This is a genomic window from Tunturiibacter psychrotolerans, from assembly GCF_051013365.1.
GTDB lineage: Bacteria > Acidobacteriota > Terriglobia > Terriglobales > Acidobacteriaceae > Edaphobacter > Edaphobacter psychrotolerans_A.
Window position 1 is genome coordinate 2,925,175 of record NZ_CP132941.1, and the last position, 19,612, is coordinate 2,944,786.

Sequence of the window (19,612 nt, forward strand, 5' to 3'; positions counted from 1 at the left end):
AGGAACGTTCCGCCAGCGCGTTGTGCGACTGCCACATATGCTGTATCGAGGTCAGGAAAGGCAGCCCCGCGCAGCCACACAAGTTGCGCCAGGTACACCTTCAACAGATGCGAGAAGACCTGTGATCAGACAGGTAAGAACGATCGCACGCGGAATAGTACGCGCTGGATCGTGAGCCTCATCACTCAGGGTCGATATGCTGTCAAAGCCAATATAAGTGAGTACTGCAATCGAGGTTCCGCGAAACACGGCGGGCGCGGAGAAGGTCGGCTTGTTGTAAACAGGATCGAGATAGAACGCGGACGAACCCACGTGCAAATGAAAGATGTACCGTATAGCGGCGAAGAAGAAGAGTGCAATCACGATTCCCAACCCCGCTGCAACCGCGGCATTGATGCGGGCCGAAGTTTCGACGCCGCGAAGGTTGAGCGCGGTGAACAATGCCGAAAGAGAAGTACCCATGCAACGTAAGGAACCTCGGGGACGAAGTTCATCGCGGCCTTGCTGCTCCAGGTCGTGCAGATCAGCGGATTGAGGATGTAATCCATGGCCATGCACCAGCAAGTCATATACCCCAGGCTAGGATGCAGCTCTTCGCTCACATACCTGAACGCTGAGCCGCCTTTCGGATGGGCGCGTGCCATTCGACCGTAGCTATAAGCGGTGAATAGCATAGCAATGAGCGCAACGACAATGGCCATCAGAACATGGCCGCGCGACTCCTGATAGATCACTCCGAACACCGGCATCGGCGCCGTCGGTTGTATCAGGATGATCCCGTAGAGAATGAGGTCGCGATACCGCAGGCTGCGCTTGAGGGTTACCCGGTGTCCATCATCCAGCTTAGTGGGCATTCGGCCCTCTCTTTCTCACGCCGAGCCTACTTGATTGGCCTTGAAGGGATAGTGACCGCAGTGGTGTTCCATCCCTCGATCTTCACCTTCCACTCTGGAACTTCCTTGGGGCTAGCGCTTGCAACCGTATCCGATGGTACATACGCTGTCAGTTCGCGCTCTTCACCTGGCATCAGTTCTATGTAATTATCCGTCCATGTCGTTTGTGGGAGCTTCGCCCCGTGTTCATCCTCCAACTCGGCGGCTATTTGGAACGCCAGTGCTTTCGATGGATTGGAGAGACGCACGTGAATCAAATTGCCTGAGGTGTGAGCGGTCGCTGCAATATGTGCCGCAGGCAGGGTACCGAGCGCCGTCATATCTTCGAACGTCTTAGCCGGCGTATGGGTATAGTCCGTCTTCGCCCAGTCGAACTCTGTCAATTTGCCCGGCACCCAGTAGAAGTTTCTGCTAACAATCGCGCCTTTTGCGTCTTTCAACTCGAGCTGAACGAAGTAGGTGCCTGACTCCGGCTGAAAGATCTCCTGCGGAATGTCGATCGCCTTGACCGCGCTATCAGGGCCCGCATCGACACTACTTGATTTCGTGAAGAGCTCCTTTAATCCAAGATCGTACACGTGGACCACGGCGGTCAGTCCGGGCGATGCGACAAAGACGCTATTGACGACATAAACGCTATGATCATCGTAGGAATACTGTACATGTAGCAGCTCGCAAGCCTTCTTTGTCCCGTAGTATCCGCCGCCCGCGTCCAAATAGTAGTCGTAGAGATGCCAGATGCTCGAAGGCCACGCGTTATTAAGCATCCACTGGATCACGCCGGTGGAGGTGTACTTATTGCGGCCATAGGCTTCAAACATAGCGCGCTCTCCATCGAAGGCCATCGTCTGCGCAACCTGGTTATATCTCTCCTGCGTCTTAGCCTCGCCGTAAGTCGCGCTCATGGCGTCGTTGAACGCATTAAGATTCTGGAACCCTTCACCGCCTGCGTGATATCCCCAAACCGAATCCCGAGGCCACTGGTGATCGGCCGGCAACATCTTCTTCAAGCTTTGCAGCGATGGAATCGCGGGTCCGGGACTCGTCTCGGTATTGAATCCATGCGCTCCCCCATAGTGAGAATCGACGAGCCAGTAGGATGGAGCGACAAAATCATAAGGTCCCGTCATCTTCACACCGCTCGGACCGGTTACTGTGGTCGGCGTCGCCGTCGCAGAGGACAGGATTGCATTCGGCCAGTAGTTCTCCGCGAGCACTTTCAGATAGGCGGATTCCACGTTGGCTGGCGGCGGGTTGTCACTGCCATTTAGCCACGCGATCAGGCTCGGATGGCTGCGAATCCGTAGTATTTGTGATCTCAGTGAAGCGGTGGCAACGTCCAAAGTCTCTGGCGTCCACTTATTCCAGTGTTCCCAATGGTCGCAGCAGCACCATCCTGCCATAACCATCACGCCTTGCTCATCTGCGAGACGGAAGAATTCATCCGTCTCCATCTTGCCCTCAAGTCGAATCGTATTCAGGTGCATATCATGCACCATGCGAAACTCGTCAGCCAGTCGTTCAGTCTGCTGGCGCAGAAGCATATCCTGCGACCATCCGGCACCGCGTATCAAAATCGGATGTTGGTTGACGCGAAACAAGCGGCTCCCTTTTGCCGTAAGTTCTGAAGTAACTTCACGAATGCCGAAATGGATGCTCTGCTCATCGGAGACAGAGGCATCCAGTACAAATCGGAGCGATAATGTCTCCAGCGGATGGGCGCCCACATCGGCCGGCCACCATATGCGAGGGTTCTTGATCCGTAGCTGTGAGAAATTCTCTGGCGCAAAGGTGATCGTCTTAGTTTCCCCGGCATTCAGTGTCACAGGTTGCGAGATAACTATGCCTGCGGCGGTGCCCTCGAGGCGCCCTTTTGTCGGATGATCGGTTGTGTTGCTGACTTCCGCACGAACGGTGAGTTCCGCTGTCTTTAAGGAATCATCGGGGAAATGGGTCGTCGCCAGCGGCGATCGAACTACGACCGGGCCGCTCGTTATCAAAGTGACAGGTCCCCAAAGTCCCATATCTTTGTCCGGAGGGCAGGGGTTCCAGTCGACCCAGTTGATGCCTAAATCGGTCGGAGTGGGCGCGAAGGTCTCAACGGCAAGCACGTTTTCTTCGCCAGGCTTCAACAGTTTCGTGACATTGAATTCGTAAGTGCGATAAGCACCCTGCACCTGCGCCGAGTCCGCAATCTTCTGACCGTTCAACCAGACGTCCGCTCGGTAGTTGATGCCGCCGAACCGAAGCCAAAAGGTCTTTCCACGTTCCGTGGCGGGGACATTAAAGGCCTTCCGATACCACCAGCCGCAGCGATAAGGACTGTCGGCGGGCATGTCGAGATTGGAGAAGTTCTCCCCCTGCGGATAAGAGGTGCCCGGAATCGAACGCAGGTTCGTGCCAACGAAGATATCTTTGAACTCGCCCGCGGCAACCTGTACCGCAAGCACGGTAGCCGGAACAGTCGCGCTGTACCAACCCTCGGTATGTGCACCAGAGGTAGAGAGCTTGGCGCCGTCGCCGTGGATTTTGCAATCGGACTGAACTGCCCAACCGGACTTGAGCAGCATGCTGCTGGTCGATGACGAATCGGTCGCACCAAGTGCGGGCCTCGCGTACACATTGACGAGCCACAAAAGCGCCAGGGACAAACATTTTACGGATCGCGTATCCAGAACCATCGACTTGAAACCTCCAGGGACCGTTCCCATCATGTACGAATCGTCATGCAATTTTTCTGCCGCGCGCCCACCGAAACCTCATAAGCTTGGCGGAAAATCACTTATTGAAGAGTCAGGTATTACAACGATTGAATAACTAAATATGAGTAGCTAAGATTATTTCCTGTTGAATGTCAACAGAAACCTTCATTTCGAAATATCTTGCTACTTGCGTCGTCTGCCTGTTGACTCGCGCACAGTAACGGTTGGCACCAACCGCGTGTGGCCGTCGTTGCTGGCGGCTTGCGCATCTTCACCGAGCGCATCGATTCCACGTAGTACGCGCTCCGCGGCAATTCGACCCATCTCTTCCATCGGTTGTTGCACTGTAGTGAGTCCCGGACTGAAGAGCGCCGCATGAGGCACGTCATCGAAGCCGATAACGGAACACCGCTCAGGTACTCCAACTCCGTGCTCACGCAATGTTCGCACCACCCCAAACGCGGTCAGATCATCGAAGGCTGCGATCGCTGAAAATGATTTTCCCGTTGCAAGCAATTCATTGGTGAGTCGACAGCCCTCATAAAACCCCGAAAGAGGATCCAACGCATTCGGCAAGTCGACGACCAACTGGGGCTCGATCTTTAGTCCAACCTCCTGCGCAAATCGCATCATGCCATCGAAGCGCTGGCCGCTGTCCTCCAGCTTCATCGGACCACGTACGAATGCAATCTTGCGATGACCCAGCTTGTACAGATGTTGCAGTGCGGCATACCCTCCCGCCTCGTTGTCAACCATCACCGAACTCATAGAGCCAATCGGTATCGACCGTCCCACCATCACCATCGGGATGTGCTCTCGCTCGAGTTCGCTAAGCATTTCGATGTCAACGAACAGCCAGTTGGCAACGATGATCAAGGCTTCGAGCCTGCGCTCAAGCATCATCTCAAGATAGCGCTCGAACTGCTTCGGTTCATTGTGTGCGTCCATGATGATCGGCAGGTAACCGGTAGGCTGTAGTGTCTTGTGGATGCCTTTGAGAATGAGCGTGCAGTAGGGGTCCGAGATATCGAACACCATGATGCCGATAGTCAGGCTTCTGCGTCGACGAAGTGAACGCGCGAATGCGTCCGGGCGATAACCGAGCCGCTTCGAGGTCGCCTTGATTAGGATTTTCGTGTTTGCCGCTACATACCGGGAGAGCGGCGCATCGTTGAGAACGATCGACACGGTGGAGGAGGAGAATCCGGACTCGCGCGCTACATCGGCAAGCGTGATTCTTCCAGACTTCAGGGTTTTACGCATAAACGAATGAGCCGTTACGTTAAGATGCTGAAGTTATAGCACACTCTTCCCGCCAGCACTCCTCACCGATCTCAAGCGGAGGACCCTCCGCGCACTGCCCTAACCCAAACGGATTATTGCTGCGCGGCATTCTGCGCGTCCGCAGATTGATCTCCCGAAGGATCTTGCTGTAGGCGATCGTTGAAGGATTTGAGAAGCTTCGAGGCCGCGTCAAACTCTTGACGCGCCTGTGCGCGTTCTCCAAGATGAGTCAACACCTGTCCCCTCGTGTAGTGAATACTCGCGCTCTGAGGCGCAAGGGCTTCGGCATGGTCCAACATCTTCAGTGCGTCGCTGTAGCGCGCCGTGTCCCGATATAACTTGGCGAGGCCGAAGTAGGAGTTCACTAACTCGTGGTTGAGTTCAATAGCTCTGCGAAAACACACCTCTGCTTTTTCGGGCTGCTCCAGCTTCGCGTAGAGAAGACCAAGCTCTTCGTAGTTGTATGCGAACTCCGGCTCAATGGACGCGTCTTTTTTCAGCTCTGCCTCAGCTTCGGAATAGGCGTAGCGTTCAAGGTAAGTCCGTCCCAGAAAATAATGCACCAGAGGAAGATCCGGCTTCGCTGCAGCAGCCATCTGAAATTGCTCCAGTGCCTGGTCGGTATCGTGTCCCGCCAGCCAAGCCTTCCCCGCGTACAAATGGAACTCCGGAGTGTTCTGTCCGATTGCAACCATCTGGTCGAAGGCCTGCTTCTGTAGCGGCGCATTGGACGATTTGTTCGCCGCAATGCTCAGCACATAGAGGTAGTTCAAGTTCGTCGACTCCTTTTTCCATAGAGGAGCCAGCGTCTCCACAGCAGCCTTATATCGATTCGTAAAAAAGTAGCACAGGCCCAGCAGATAGCTTGCCTGCAACGAATCCGGCTCTAGTTTCAAGACCTTCGAAAATGGCTCGATGGCTGCATCAAAATCGCTTTTGCGGTAATAGATTAGCCCCATGTTCAGTTGAATGCCTGGGGTTTGGGGAGAGAGCGGCTCTGCCTGATGGAACTCGGCCATTGCATCGTCCCACCGTCGCTCGCGCATGTAGGTAACGCCGAGGTTGATGTGTGCCGCACCAGATTTTGGATCGAGTGCAATGACCCGTCGAAAGAGTTCTTCGGCCTGGCTGAACTCGCCGTTCTTCAAGGCCTGTGCTCCTTGGGAAAAGATTGCTGCGGGATCCTGCCTCGAAGTGGTGACACTCTGTGCAAATGCGAGCGTCACAAGTTTGCCCGCTTGCAAGGTTGCAAAAGGAGTTGAGTGGAGATTTTGCCTGCCACTCACGATCAGCAGAAAGAACGACAGCAGGTATCGAGATTGTGCGAGGGAATTCAAGTAGTTGGAGTCTTCAAGAACAATTTCAGTCAAAGATAACTCGATGGGTCGACGCTTGTTCAAGCCAAACAATTTTATGCAAATAAAACTTTTTCTTGACAGACTATTCAAACGTTCTAATATGGGTGGCACGCCGAGAATATCGATGACGAATTGGGCTGCGTAGTCTGTGCAACAGAGTTCTAGAATTGGCAGCTTCTTCATTCTGGAGGCATTTAATCCCATGCGTTCCCACAGTTCTTCCTTCTCTCCCAAGTCTGAGACCTCCACTCTCACCCATGCCGCAGCGTCTACGGCGATCTACCGTTCTGTCAGCGTCTCGCCGCGAGGCATCTTCCGCTACCTCGTTATTGCGTTGCTTTCGCTATTGCCGGCAATGGCCGCTGCACAGCAATCCAGCGCGATCAACGGCGCAGTCACAGATCCGAGCGGAGCTGCCATCCAGAATGCCAGCGTGACGCTGACGAACACGGCCCAGGGAACGAGTATTACGGTGAGTACAAACTCAGCCGGAGAGTATTCTCTTCCCGCTCTTGACGCCGGAACTTACAACCTCCAGATTACTGCCCCCGGATTCGAAAAATTCGAAGCGACCGGCATCGTCGTTCGTGTATCCCGGAAAGAGAGAGTCGACGCGCAACTCTCGGTTGGTAGCACCTCCACCGAGGTGAAGGTCAGCGGCAGCGACCTCGGAGCGGTCCAGACAGAGTCGCCGGAGATTTCATTCACCATCACAGGCAAGCAAATCACACAGATAGTCTTGAATGGCCGCAACTTTAGTCAGCTCGTCACCCTCTCCCCCGGCGTCGTCAGCCAGACTGGCCAGGATGAGGGTGAGACCGGTGTCGCTGGCAGCGTTGAATATAGCTTGAACGGTGGCCGCCCACAGTACAACAACTGGGAGCTCGACGGGGCAAGCATCATGGACAACGGAAGCAATACCACGCTCAACGTCTACCCCAATGTCGACGCCATAGCCGAGACTCAAGTGCTTACCTCGAACTATGGCGCCCAATATGGACGCAACGCATCCGGCACAGTCCAGGCGCAGACGAAGTCCGGCACCGAACGTTTGCATGGCGACGTATTCGAGTTTCTCCGCAACGATGCGTTCAACGCGCGAAATTACTTTGCTCAGACGGTTCCAACCTACAAAAAGCATGACTACGGATTTACGATCGGTGGACCGGTCTACATCCCCCATATCTACACTCCAGCGGAACGGAAGACTTTCTTCTTCTATTCGCAGGAGTTTCGTCACGAAAATGTACCTGGCACCTTCTTCAATCAGCAGGTACCGTCAAACGCCGAGCGCGGTGGAGATTTTTCCGATCTCTGTCCCGCTCCCGGGAGCGCCGTCGATACAGCGGATTTTCCTAGTTGTCCCGTAGATCCAACAACCGGCTCCTACTTCACCAATAATCAGGTCCCGGTCGATCCCAACGGTCAGGCTCTTCTCGTGCTAATCCCGGCAGCAAACACCGGCTCAGGTACGTCTTCGTTCTTCACTGCATCTCCCTCCCAGCTCACCACCAATCGCGAAGAGCTCTTCCGCATTGACCAGGTCTTCAGCGAAAAAGTTCGCGGCTTCTACCGCTTCATCTACGACTCATGGGCTACCACGAGCACACCACCAACATTTCAGACAGGATCGTTCCCAACCGTTCAGAACAGCTTCGCAGGGCCTGGCATCGACATGGTGGCGAGCCTCACCTACGCCGCCTCGCCGACGCTGGTTAACGAGTTTGTCGCCGACTACACCACAGACCACATCACACTTATCAACACCACGCCGAATATTGGTCGCGGCAACTTCACCGGAAACGGTTTCTTCGCCAACGGCTATGGCAACGTTCTGCCTTCAATCTCCGTACAGGGAGACGCGGCATACGGCGGAGGATTCAGCGAGACCACAGGCTACTTCCCCTGGCAGAACTCGAACCCCACCTACACCTACCGCGATGACGTCACCAAGACGTTGAAGCGTCACACGCTTATCTTCGGTGCCAGTCTCATCGCGGCCCAGAAAAACGAACCCTCGACGGGCAACAACCAAGGGACCTTCACCTTCAGCACTTCGTCGGGCGTGAGCACGGGGAATGCGTTCGCCGACCTTCTTACGGGACACGTCGCTCAATTCACACAAACTTCGGCCCAGCCGAAGTACTACAACCGTTACAAAATCGTTGAGCCCTACATCCAGGACAACTGGCGTGCCACCGACAGGCTCACCCTCAACTTCGGCCTTCGCCTTAGCCTCTTTGGCACTTATCACGACATCAGCAACCAGTCCGGAAACTTCGAACCGGCAACATGGAATGCGGCGAACGCGCCGGCCATCGACACAGACGGTTCGGTGACGGGCCAGGCAGGAGCACTTATACCGGGCTCCGGAAACATCTTCAACGGCGTCGTTTCCTGCGGTCTCAACGGTGTTTACTCAGGTTGCATGACGGGGCACCTTTTCAATCCAGCCCCGCGACTCGGCTTCGCCTACGACGTCTTTGGTAACGGCAAGCTCTCAATCCGCGGTGGGTTTGGGATTTATTTCGAACATACCAATGGAAATGAAAGTAACTCCGAAGCTTTGGAGGGTTCGGCTCCAGTAGTGCAGACTCCGAACCGATACAACTTCAACGGATACAACGTCTCAGGTGGAACTCCTCTGCAGTTCCCCCTGCAAGTGTTCGCCATCCCCACTCATGCAGTCTGGCCCTATGTGCAGCAATACAACCTGGCCGTTCAGGGAGAGCTGCCAAGCCACACGGTGATGCAAGTAGCGTATGTAGGCAGTCTCGGGAGACATCTGCCCACCTGGTACGACCTCAATCAGCTCAGACCGCTGTCTGCGTCCGAGAATCCCTATGGTCCTGGCCAGGCAATCTCAGCCAACGATTGCAACACAAACACGGTAAACGGACAGACGCTGACTGGAGATGCCGCAATTCGTCTGCAGGTCGCATGCGGTGCCTCTGCTGATCAGTTCCGGCCGTTTACAGGTCTAAGTAGCATCAATAACTCCGCAAACGTCATCAACTCCAGCTATGATGCCGTGCAGATCGGACTCAGCCGGTACTTCGGCTCCCTGAACGGCAGCGTGGCTTACACCTATGGTCACTCCATTGACGACGGTTCGGCCGGCGGTTATGGCAACACCGAGATCGTCAATAGCTACAACCTCGGCCAAAGTAGGGCCAGTTCGAACTTCGACGAACGACATATTCTCGCAGTCAGTCTCGTCTATGACATTCCACTCTTTACCCGTCCAGGACTCCTGCACTCTCTACTCGGAGGGTGGCAGATCTCTGATCTGACCAGCTTCCAGACTGGCACTCCCTTCAGCGTTACCAATTCGGTCATCGCAGACAATGCAGGCACAGGAAATTCATTCGCCACCAGCCAAGGCAGTTCCGTTCAATCCTATCCGGACATTGTTGGGCACCTCCACGGCAAGGTCGGTATAAGACATCCCGGCGGCCAACTCGGTCCTCGTCTCTACAACAGTGATGCCTTTGCTGCGCCGCAGGGGCTTACTTACGGCAACGCGGGTCGCAACGTTCTCAACCTTCCCGCTCGCACGAACTTCGATATGGGTCTGTTCAAGAACTTCGCCGTCCGTGAGGGGATGCACTTCGAGTTCCGCACAGAGGCATTCAACGTCTTCAATCACACGCAATGGAGCGCGATCGACGCGACCGCGGACTGCTATGGAGCCTCTGCCTGTGCCTCCGACGGCTTTCTGACAGCGACAGCAGCGCACAATGCACGTATCCTTCAACTGGCTGGAAAATTTGTTTTCTAACTGGCCGTGCGTTGATAGAAGCATGCGCCTAACGACATAACATCGATCCGCTCTTGGAGGACCACTCGGAATGCTGTCTGTACGATTGTTGCTGGCTGTTTTCACGTCAACCTTGCTCTTTACAACAAACGCAACCCTTCAGGCAGACACACACTTATCCATCATGCCGCTCCCGGCGCATGCGGCTCCAGGCACTGGCAGCTTCGTTGTCGACGGCGCTTTTCAGGTCCGCATCGAGGGTTACACCGAACCACGCCTCGAGCGCGCAAAGGACCGCTTCCTCGCAAACCTCACCAGCAAAACAGGGATTCCCCTTTGGCTCAACGATCGTCCGGGCCAGCCAAAGTTCATCATAAAAACTAAAGGACCGGGCAAAGAAATCCAACAAATGGGTGAGGACGAGTCCTATCATCTCGCGGTCTCTCCAACTCAGGTGACACTCAGTGCGCCAAATCCGCTTGGCATTCTCCACGGCCTACAGACTTTTCTCCAATTAGTAGACACGACGCCGCAAGGATTCTCTGTCGATGCCGTAACCATCGATGATGCTCCCCGGTTCCCATGGCGGGGCCTCATGCTCGACTCAGGCCGCCACTTCATGCCGCTCGACGTCGTTCGCCAGACTTTAGATGGAATGGAAGCCGTAAAGCTGAATGTCTTTCACTGGCACCTCTCGGAGAATCAGGGATTTCGCATCGAGAGCAAGGTCTATCCTCTCCTGCAAGAGAAGGGATCAGACGGAAACTACTACACGCAGGACCAGGTGCGCGACATCATCGCATACGCTCGCGACCGCGGGATCCGCGTGATTCCCGAATTCGATATGCCGGGCCATGCCACAGCCTGGTTCGTTGGTTACCCCGACCTTGCAAGCGGCAAAGGCCCTTACCTTATAGAGCGAAAATGGGGCATCTTCGATCCCGCAATGGATCCCACCCGTGAAAGCACCTACGAGTTTCTCGATGCTTTTCTAGGCGAGATGACATCCCTGTTCCCCGATGCTTATTTCCACATCGGTGGCGATGAGTGCAACGGCAAAGAGTGGGACGCGAATCCTCGCATTCAACAGTACATGAGCGAACATAGCCTTAAAGACAACGCCGCTTTACAGGCATACTTTACGAGCCGTGTTCAAAAACTGGTGACCAAGCGCGGGAAAATCACGATGGGCTGGGACGAGGTATTGCAGCCCGATACCCCGAAGGACGTTGTCATTCAGTCGTGGAGAGGGCCCGATTCGCTCGCCCAGGCAGCACAGCGTGGCAATCGTGGCATTCTCTCCGCCGGCTACTATATCGACCTCAACCAGCCCGCGTCTCAACACTACGCAGCCGATCCGCTCGCGGGGGCAGCGGCTAAGCTCACTCCAGAGCAGCAGCGTAACATCCTCGGCGGCGAAGCGACGATGTGGTCTGAGTTTGTGACGCCGGAAACCGTAGGAAGCCGCATCTGGCCACGCACCGCCGCTATCGCCGAGCGTCTATGGTCGCCAAAAGAAGTAACTGATGTGGGCTCGATGTATCGCCGACTGGCAATCGTCTCGAACGATCTCACTCATAGTGGTCAGACTTACGCGGCAATCCATGAGCAGATGCTTCAGCGCATGGTCGGAGCGAACGATGTGACTTCGTTGAAAGTTCTTGCCAGCGCACTCGAACCACCGAAGGAATACGCTCGCGAATCGCTGGCCAGCTACGACAGCTTCACTCCACTCAACAGGATGGTTGATGCGGTGCCCCCAGAAAGCAACCGGGCTCGCGAATTTCAACGTCTCGCTTCGCTGATCGCAGAAGGGAAGGCTAGTCCTGAGCAGTGGGCACAAGCGCGCGAGTGGCTCATTCTCTGGCGAGATAATGATGCCAGGCTGCAACCGATATTGCCCCACTCCGATCTGACCGCCGAACTCGAGCCAGTTTCGCGCACCCTGAATCAAACGGCGGTAATTGGTCTTTCTGCGCTTGATTCTTTGCAAAACCACAAGCCAGTGAGCGCGTCTGTCCGACAGCAACAGCTCTCTTTCCTGAAATCGGCGGAGGCTCCGCAAGCAGTTCTGGTCGATATGGTCGTGCCTTCAGTAGAACTACTATTGAATGCAACTACGCCTTGACTTGCATAACCGGCTCGGCGGTTTTCTATTATCAGGAAACTGATCACCGTAAACTCCAGATTCGTTTAGTATCTTTGCAGGGCCGCGCGTCGAGCAGTCGTTCGCGCGGCTTCCTGCGAATCTCATCGCCGTCCCGTCAGGACGCGGCTTGTTCTTTCTCTCCTCCACGTTCTACTATGTGATCTCTCCCAGGGACTCTTGGACTCGACGGTACCTCTCCCGGCGATGTTGCCGCACTTCTGAGACAAAGGGGGATCATATGGGACTCATCCCTTCGATCCACCGAGACAAAAGCAATCTTCTCCTGAAGCTGAGCATCGTCATACTGCTCGGCGTTTTCCCCGCTTCCCTCGCCGCCGCGCAAGACCTCACCCCCGGTCTTACCTACATTTGCAACGGCGAACGAATCTTCATCGAGAACTGCAATATCCGAGATCTCTCCGACAACGCCACCTGCATGGTTGGGCATCCGGATCACGTCATGCCGAACGGACTGATGCAGTACACCACGATGACGCGTGGAGCATTGAAGACGTTTTTTCCCACGTGCAAGCAACCAACCGCGCAACAGCTTGCCGCCGCACATGCTTTTCAGAAAAAGCAGCAGGACCTCTATAACGCGAATGTGCAGAAGGCGAACGACCAACTTACTGTCGCGACGCAGCCCGCTACCTTCGGACAACCGCAAAAACCCAAGACACCAGAGGAGCGAGCAACAAACCGCTGCGTGACCTCAGGACGGCTCTCATCCTCATGCCTTGGCAACTCGCTCGTCGGTGCCTTTGGCCAGATGCTCTCCCAGGTCCTTCCCGGCGCTGACAAGCCGCCCGCTCCGGGGCCGAACATGGCCGGCGTCTTCGAGGGCGCGGGACATTGGCGCCTCGACTTCATCGAGGGCGGCGTTCTGGTCAACTGTTCCTTCCTCTCACCCAATCAAGAGAACTACACCATCGACTTCAAGAGCGATCGAACCGTCATCGTCATCGACACCAAACCGAAGCCCCTCATTCTCACCCTCCGCGCCGATGGAACCATCGTCGGTCCCGGTCCCGTCACCATCGATGGAGTTGTAGCTGGCGGTTCCACCGGAGGCACCTCCACCCCCGGTCACACCGAGACCCACAATGCCACAACCTATCAACCGCTCACCGAGTTGGACGCTCGCACGCACGCCACTGACCCTAACCTCACTAACGATGGGGGCTCCTACTCGCTCAAGAGCACCACCACCCAAAGCACCTACACCCCCGGCACCTACACTCCCGCCCAAACAACCTTCTCCTCTCGTCGAACCACCTGTCCCGCGCTCAACCTTTCTTCTAAAGGCGCGGGGCGATGCAAACCGACCTGCTCAAGGGTATGTTTGGTGGCGACAAAGGCCCACCGACACCTCCCGGCATCCGTATGCATGGCATCTTCGCCGCATCAACCGGCTTCAGTGTTCAGTTCTTTCCCGAATCCGTAATCCTCGGCTGCGGCCCCGACGCTGCCCGCGCCTATCCCTACACCGTCGAGCCCGGCGGAACCGGGGCGGTCGTCAAAATCAACGCGCCCGACCACCCACTCACACTCGCCTTCAAATCCGACGGCTCTCTCGACCCAGGCAGCGACGGTCCCTATCAGGTTCACGGCCGTACCGTAACCGGTCAGGACAACAACGACAACTTCACCTTCGCCCCCTTCGAGCAGACCTGCAACCTCGCCCGTCTAACTCCAAGCCAGACGATCCCTTCAGGCGGAGGATCAGCCTCAACAATGGTTGCCTCCGCAACAGCCGGAGCTCCGCCCGCGGCCAGGGGACCCAGCACTCTCTCCACCTCCGGAGCCGCCCTCGGCAACGCCACCCTAGCGATCACATCCGGATTTGCCCCACAGCCGGGCGCTCCCAATCCCCTTGCCGGCCACCCCTACACTCTGCTCCGCGACAGCTACTCCAACATCATTGCCAAAGCGGGTATGACCGTCCCATCCGGCATGTCCCCCTACAAGTTCGTCGCAAACACCTGCTCCATCCGCACCCCAGAATGTCAGAAGATCATCGACGCCGTCAAAGCTGACGCAGCCTCCGCAGTCCGTGCCGACGCCAACGGCACTGGCAACTTCCCAGGCGTTGCTCCCGGCACCTACTACCTCATGATCTCAACGCGCTACAACAATCAGGCCCTCGTCTGGGGCCAGCCGATCCAGCTCAACCCTGGTCCAAACTCCATAACGCTCGATCAGCGCAACGCGACGCCCATTAACTAAGACGAACGAACGCTCAGTGGAAACGTATCACCTTGATAATTCACTACTGAATTGGATAGCTTCACGCTATCAAATTTGAACCTCGTCGAAGACGGGGAAACATTGTTATCCTCGTGGACGCATTCGCGGAGGTAGTGTTGGTCCGCGCGTGTAATCAAACTCCGCAAAAACGAGGAGTAAAGTGGCGCGATGAGGAACCGAGTAATCCGAGTTGTCCTGCTGGTCGTAACGACCTTTGGCGCCTCGGCCTGGGGTAGGTGCCAGATCGGCACCGCATCGGCCACGTCGGCGGCGAAACGGCCCATGACTTTCGTGGATTTGGAGCGGATGAAGCGAGTCAGCGATCCCCAAATCTCTCCGTCGGGCAAATGGGTGATGTTCTCCGCGACAGAGGTAGATCTCAATAGCAATTCGATAGTGAATCATCTGTGGGTGGTCCCGCTGACAGGCACAACCGCCGCCACTGTGTCCGGATCCCGTGAGCGTCAGATCACATCCGGCAGGGACGGAGAGTATAGAGGCAGGTTTTCACCCGACGGCAAGATGTTGCTGTTTATCGCAAACGACGGAGAGACGAATCGCTCGCAGATATTTGTTGCGTCTTGGGACGACACGGCAGGCAAGCCTGGTACACCGAAGCGCCTGACGAACATAATCACAGGGGCCGATGGGGCTAGGTGGTCACCGGACTCCCAGAGGATTCTGTTTACATCGCGCGTATACCCGGAGTGTAGCGACGAAGCGGCCTGGCCTGCGGAAGACGCCTGCGACAAAGCGAAGGACAAGGTGGTCGCCAATCCCGTCGAGACGCAAACCTCGGATCACGCTGCCCGCGCGGATCAGAATTCCGCTCCAGGATCCAAGCGCACCCATATGCTTGTGGTGTTTGCCACGAGTGGCAATGCGATACGCGACCTGACTCCCCGCCGAAGCGTTGGTGACGCGGAGGTATCTGCGTTGAGCTCCACAGTCGGATATGCGTGGGCACCGGATTCGACAGAGGTTGTTTTTGTCGACCATCCCGACAACTCTCCGGAAAAAAGCACGAACAACAATGTCTTTGTATTGAGACTGAACGATGCGGCTGCGAGGCCCGTGAAGCTCTCTACCTTCCCGGGGACCGACGATTCTCCGGCATACTCGCCGGACGGAAAGTGGCTGGCATTTCGTTCGCAGGCGCACGCCGGACAAAAGGACGATCAGTTCAAGTTGAAGCTCCTCGATCGCCGATCGGGGACAATCAGCGACAGCTTGCCAAACTTCGATCGCAGTATCGACGAGTTTACATGGGCGCCCGATTCGGCCTCCATCTTCTTTGCAACCCAAGACCGCGGTGAGACGCAGATCTATTCCGTCGCAGTGGCAGATGAAGACACGATCCATTACGTCCCCATGCCGACGGGCTATCTCACGCTGCTCGTGTCACAAACGAAATCCGAATCCGGCGGACTTCAGATTTCAAGCGACGGATCGTGGCTCGTATCGACCTCTATGAAGGTTGAGAGGCCGGCGGAGATCTTTCGCACCAGTCTCAGAATCTTCACAGATGACGCGCCCGAGATGAAACAACAAAAGATCGGCCTGAAGCTGGCATTGGCGGAAGATAAGACAAACCCACTCGTAGATCGTGCAGTGCCAGTTACGTCCGAAGCCCTCACTCATTTGAACGATGGGTTGCTCGAGAGAGTCGCGCTTGAGAAAATGCAACCTTTTTGGTTTGCAGCGCAAGATAGCACGAAGCTGCAGGGATTTTTGATCCCGCCGCCCGCGTTCGACCCTTCGCGAAAATATCCAGTGAAGCTATTGATTCACGAAGACCCCCATAAGGCGTGGGGGGACGAGTGGAGTTATCGATGGAACCCCGAACTGATGGCAGCTCCCGGCTATGTGGTTGTCATGGTGAACCCTCGCGGATCCACAGGATACGGACAGGCCCTTTTAGACGGGCTCAACGGCGAGTGGGGCGAGAAAGTCTATTCAGACCTGTTAAAAGGACTCGACTATGCCGAGCAGCACTACAGCTTCATTGACAAGACGCGCGAGTGCACGCTAGGCGCGGGCTTCATGGCGAACTGGATCCTAACGCACACCAACCGATTCGCCTGCGTCGTGACGCATGATGGGATGGTCAATCCAGAGACCTACGGAGCGACCGGTTCAACAGATGCGAAGAGTGTGCCGTGGTCGCCGATGCCATCGATCCAAAACGCGAAAACCCCGACCCTTGTAATTCATTCGCAGCGCGACAACCGGCTTGACGTATCGGCGTCGCAACAGCTGTATACCGCGCTACAACGGCTGAATGTGCAAAGCCGGATGCTAAATCTTCCCGATGCCGGACATCTCGAAGATCAACCGCAGAACGCAAGGCTTTGGTATGAGTCGATCGGTGACTGGTGCGACAAGTGGACGAAGATGAACCGGTATGCACCAGGTTCAACGCAGCCTGCCACGCTCGCGGCCGCACCTGAGCCGACAAAGCCGCAACCCGTCCCTGCTTCATCTGGGTCGGTCGCATCGACTGCGCCAGATGCGGCGAAGCCGCGACCGCAGCCTGCCAAGCCCGCGATTACGACGAGCGCATCTTCGGTGCCCTCGGTTCAACCGGCCCCTGCGTCTCTATCCAGCACGCCCACGCACCCCGCAATCGCACCTCCTGCTCCTGCCTTGCAGTCGAACCCGCGCCCTGTAAAGACACCCGAGACCACGCCCGCTGCCGCGCCTGGCACACCTGTAATGTCAACAGCCAAACCGAATTCCCAGACAGCAAACACAACGATTTCGCAGATAGTGCCAACTGTTACCCCATCAACGGCACCACTAAATGTACCGCTACCGCAGCCGCGGACGGTGCCTTCGCCGCAGAGCATCTCGCAAGGATCGTTCGCAATTTCGATCAGTACTCTCGCGAACAAGTTACAAATAGGCGAGGATGCACGCGTGATAATTACTTTGACGAATGTTTCAGATCATCCAATTCTGTTTGACCATCGTCCGGGAACGGACAATCCGGAGTTCTCATTCATCTTCCTAATTCGCAACGCCGCAGGTCGCTTGATGGGAGAGAACATTGCCAACAGCCAAGGTGCTTCAGACTTCCGAACCGTGGATCACGTCCCGCCGGGTGAAACCGTGGTTCAGACGGCTCATCTGTCGAAACTTGTACACCTCGGCCAACCGGGGCTGTACACCGTGCGTGTGTATCGTAAAGACGCAGACAAGAATGTAGTGGTTCAGTCGAACGAAATTACACTCAATGTCGTCTCATCGCTACCTGTCCACTAAGAACGATTCATCTCCTTGCAAAGCCTATTGCCTAACTGAAAATCCAACGGCTCTATCTCCTGGTCAAAATGAACGGCAGCCACAGCACCTGCAAGATATTCTGAATCGCATCCTCAAGAGGTGATCCAATGGCCCGACTACTATCAGTGAACGTCGGTCTCCCACGCGATATCGAGTGGGAAGGAAAGATAGTCCACACCGGGATATGGAAGAGTCCCGTTCAAGGGCGGCGTTTCGTGCGACGGATTAACATTGAAGGCGATGGTCAGGGCGATCTTGCAGGTCACGGGGGCGAGCATCGCGCAGTCTTCGTATACCAAATAGACTCTTACCGCTATTGGGAAAAACAACTCGGGCGAAGCGATTTCACGTTTGGACAGTTCGGCGAAAATTTCACAGTCGATGGTCTCCCCGATGATGAGGTCTGCATTGGAGATCGATATCGGATCGGGAACGCTCTCTTCGAGGTGACTCAGCCACGCGTTACTTGCTACCGCGTCGGTATTCGCATGAACGAACCTCGTATGGCATCGCTCCTCGTGGCGCATCACAGGCCTGGCTTCTACTTTCGCATTCTGGAAGAAGGTGATGTCGGGAGCGAGGACCAGATCGTCAAGGTTGCGGACGGTCCGATGCACATGACCGTAGCTGAAGCCGATGCGTTGCTCTATCTTTCCGGCCATTCTCCTGATCAACTACGACGCGCGCTGAATATTTCAGCGTTGAGCCCCGGATGGCAGACATCCTTTCGAGCCATGCTCGAAAAGGAGGAGGTTGGGCTATCGACGGGCAACGCCGGACTTGCATCGACGCACGAACCACCACCAGCGTGGCCAGGGTTCCGCCAGCTGCGGGTCTCTCACATAAACCACGAAAGTAGCAGTGTGCTCTCCTTCGTTCTTACGCCAGCCGACGGGCAAGCACTAAGTCCGGCTCTGCCGGGACAGTTCGTAGTCCTTCGGTTGCATCCGAACGAGTCCGTGTCCCCGCTGCTGCGCAACTATTCGCTCTCCGGTCCTCAAAATGCCGACTACTACCGCGTCAGCATCAAGCGCGAAACAAATGGCGCAGCCAGCACTTATCTACATACTCAAGTGCAACGCGACGACGTGCTCGACGTAAGCGCACCCAGAGGCACTTTTACACTGCTCGCAGCAGACGGCCCCGTCGTCCTGCTCAGCGCCGGGGTGGGAGCAACTCCGGTGTTGGCGATGTTGCACAGCCTCGCCGCCGAATCCTCGCAACGTGAAGTCTGGTGGTTGTACGGCGCGCGAAACTCCGACGATCATCCGTTCGATAGGGAGTCACGCGATCTATTGCAACGTCTGCAGCACGGACGATGCCATATTCGATACAGCCAGCCGCTTCCGGCTGACCGTTTGGGTGCAAACTTCGACGCGCCGGGTCGCCTCGATGTGGCCGCAATCGAAAAGTTAGGGGTGCCCCGCACCGCCGATTTCTATCTGTGCGGGCCGACAACGTTTATAAGTGATCTAACCGCCGGCCTCGTCGCTTGGGGAGTCGATGCCGCACGCGTGCATGCGGAAACTTTTGGTCCCGCTGGATCGATGACGCCGGGAGTGGTCGGTGCACCCGCTCGACCACCGCACCCGCCCGCCGCACCGGGAGGACTTGGGCCGGCTGTCTCCTTTGCGCGCAGCGGCCTTACCGTCGCTTGGGACAAAAAATTTCAAAGTCTGCTCGAATTAGCTGAGGCCTGTGACGTTCCCGTGAGGTGGGCATGCCGCACCGGCGTCTGCCACACCTGCGAGACCAGCCTGATCTCCGGCACCGTGCACTATCAATTTGAACCGCTCCAGGCCGCGGCCGACGGCCAGATTCTTATTTGCTGCTGCCAGCCAAACGACGAGTTAGTCGTGGACCTGTGACGGTATCGCGAAGTATGACTGGCAGTGCTCGTTCGTTGTGGAATAATTGGCCAGCAGCGGGAGATG

The 19,612-nt window shown here is 56.1% G+C and carries 9 protein-coding genes and 1 pseudogene; 6 read left to right on the forward strand and 4 right to left on the reverse strand.

All coding sequences use genetic code 11. The features are described 5' to 3' along the window. Positions 1-51: 51 nt before the first annotated feature. The 4 genes and pseudogenes from RBB76_RS12225 to RBB76_RS12240 all read right to left on the reverse strand — a co-directional run bounded on the left by RBB76_RS12225 (position 52) and on the right by RBB76_RS12240 (position 6,249). Positions 52-854, reverse strand: a pseudogene (locus tag RBB76_RS12225) (APC family permease). Between the two features lie 26 nt (positions 855-880). Continuing rightward, positions 881-3,574 carry a glycoside hydrolase family 2 protein gene (locus tag RBB76_RS12230; protein WP_429631772.1) on the reverse strand — a complete coding sequence of 898 codons (2,694 nt, stop codon included), beginning with the start codon at positions 3,572-3,574 and terminating at the stop codon, positions 881-883. A 204-nt stretch (positions 3,575-3,778) separates the two neighbouring features. Beyond that, positions 3,779-4,858: a LacI family DNA-binding transcriptional regulator gene (locus RBB76_RS12235; RefSeq protein ID WP_429631770.1), complete on the reverse strand. Its 1,080-nt coding sequence runs from the start codon at positions 4,856-4,858 to the stop codon at positions 3,779-3,781. Positions 4,859-4,971: 113 nt separating this feature from the next. Further along, positions 4,972-6,249 carry a tetratricopeptide repeat protein gene (locus RBB76_RS12240; RefSeq protein ID WP_429631768.1) on the reverse strand — a complete coding sequence of 426 codons (1,278 nt, stop codon included), beginning with the start codon at positions 6,247-6,249 and terminating at the stop codon, positions 4,972-4,974. 190 nt (positions 6,250-6,439) lie between these two features. On the opposite strand from RBB76_RS12240, the gene RBB76_RS12245 reads away from it, so the two are divergent. From RBB76_RS12245 to RBB76_RS12270, 6 genes are all read left to right on the forward strand, one after another. Next, positions 6,440-10,018, forward strand: coding sequence for a carboxypeptidase regulatory-like domain-containing protein (locus RBB76_RS12245; RefSeq protein ID WP_429631766.1), 3,579 nt, complete (start codon positions 6,440-6,442; stop codon positions 10,016-10,018). A gap of 70 nt (positions 10,019-10,088) precedes the next feature. Next, entirely contained in the window at positions 10,089-12,125 is a 2,037-nt protein-coding gene (locus RBB76_RS12250; protein WP_429631764.1) for a beta-N-acetylhexosaminidase, read from the forward strand. Between the two features lie 259 nt (positions 12,126-12,384). Beyond that, positions 12,385-13,590, forward strand: coding sequence for a hypothetical protein (locus tag RBB76_RS12255; RefSeq protein WP_429631762.1), 1,206 nt, complete (start codon positions 12,385-12,387; stop codon positions 13,588-13,590). Continuing rightward, entirely contained in the window at positions 13,530-14,372 is an 843-nt protein-coding gene (locus RBB76_RS12260; protein ID WP_429631760.1) for a hypothetical protein, read from the forward strand. Before RBB76_RS12255 ends, RBB76_RS12260 begins: the two co-directional genes overlap by 61 nt. Positions 14,373-14,561: 189 nt before the next feature. Continuing rightward, positions 14,562-17,657: a prolyl oligopeptidase family serine peptidase gene (locus RBB76_RS12265; protein ID WP_429631758.1), complete on the forward strand. Its 3,096-nt coding sequence runs from the start codon at positions 14,562-14,564 to the stop codon at positions 17,655-17,657. A gap of 128 nt (positions 17,658-17,785) precedes the next feature. Continuing rightward, entirely contained in the window at positions 17,786-19,546 is a 1,761-nt protein-coding gene (locus tag RBB76_RS12270) for an MOSC domain-containing protein (RefSeq protein ID WP_429631756.1), read from the forward strand. The last annotated feature ends 66 nt before the right edge of the window (positions 19,547-19,612 follow it).

Coding starts and splice junctions, on each gene's coding strand:
- RBB76_RS12260 (WP_429631760.1), top strand. CDS start 13,530: ATGCATGGCATCTTCGCCGCATCAACCGGCTTCAGTGTTCAGTTCTTT.
- RBB76_RS12270 (WP_429631756.1), top strand. CDS start 17,786: ATGGCCCGACTACTATCAGTGAACGTCGGTCTCCCACGCGATATCGAG.
- RBB76_RS12230 (WP_429631772.1), bottom strand. CDS start 3,574: ATGGTTCTGGATACGCGATCCGTAAAATGTTTGTCCCTGGCGCTTTTG.
- RBB76_RS12255 (WP_429631762.1), top strand. CDS start 12,385: ATGGGACTCATCCCTTCGATCCACCGAGACAAAAGCAATCTTCTCCTG.
- RBB76_RS12250 (WP_429631764.1), top strand. CDS start 10,089: ATGCTGTCTGTACGATTGTTGCTGGCTGTTTTCACGTCAACCTTGCTC.
- RBB76_RS12235 (WP_429631770.1), bottom strand. CDS start 4,858: ATGCGTAAAACCCTGAAGTCTGGAAGAATCACGCTTGCCGATGTAGCG.
- RBB76_RS12265 (WP_429631758.1), top strand. CDS start 14,562: ATGAGGAACCGAGTAATCCGAGTTGTCCTGCTGGTCGTAACGACCTTT.
- RBB76_RS12245 (WP_429631766.1), top strand. CDS start 6,440: ATGCGTTCCCACAGTTCTTCCTTCTCTCCCAAGTCTGAGACCTCCACT.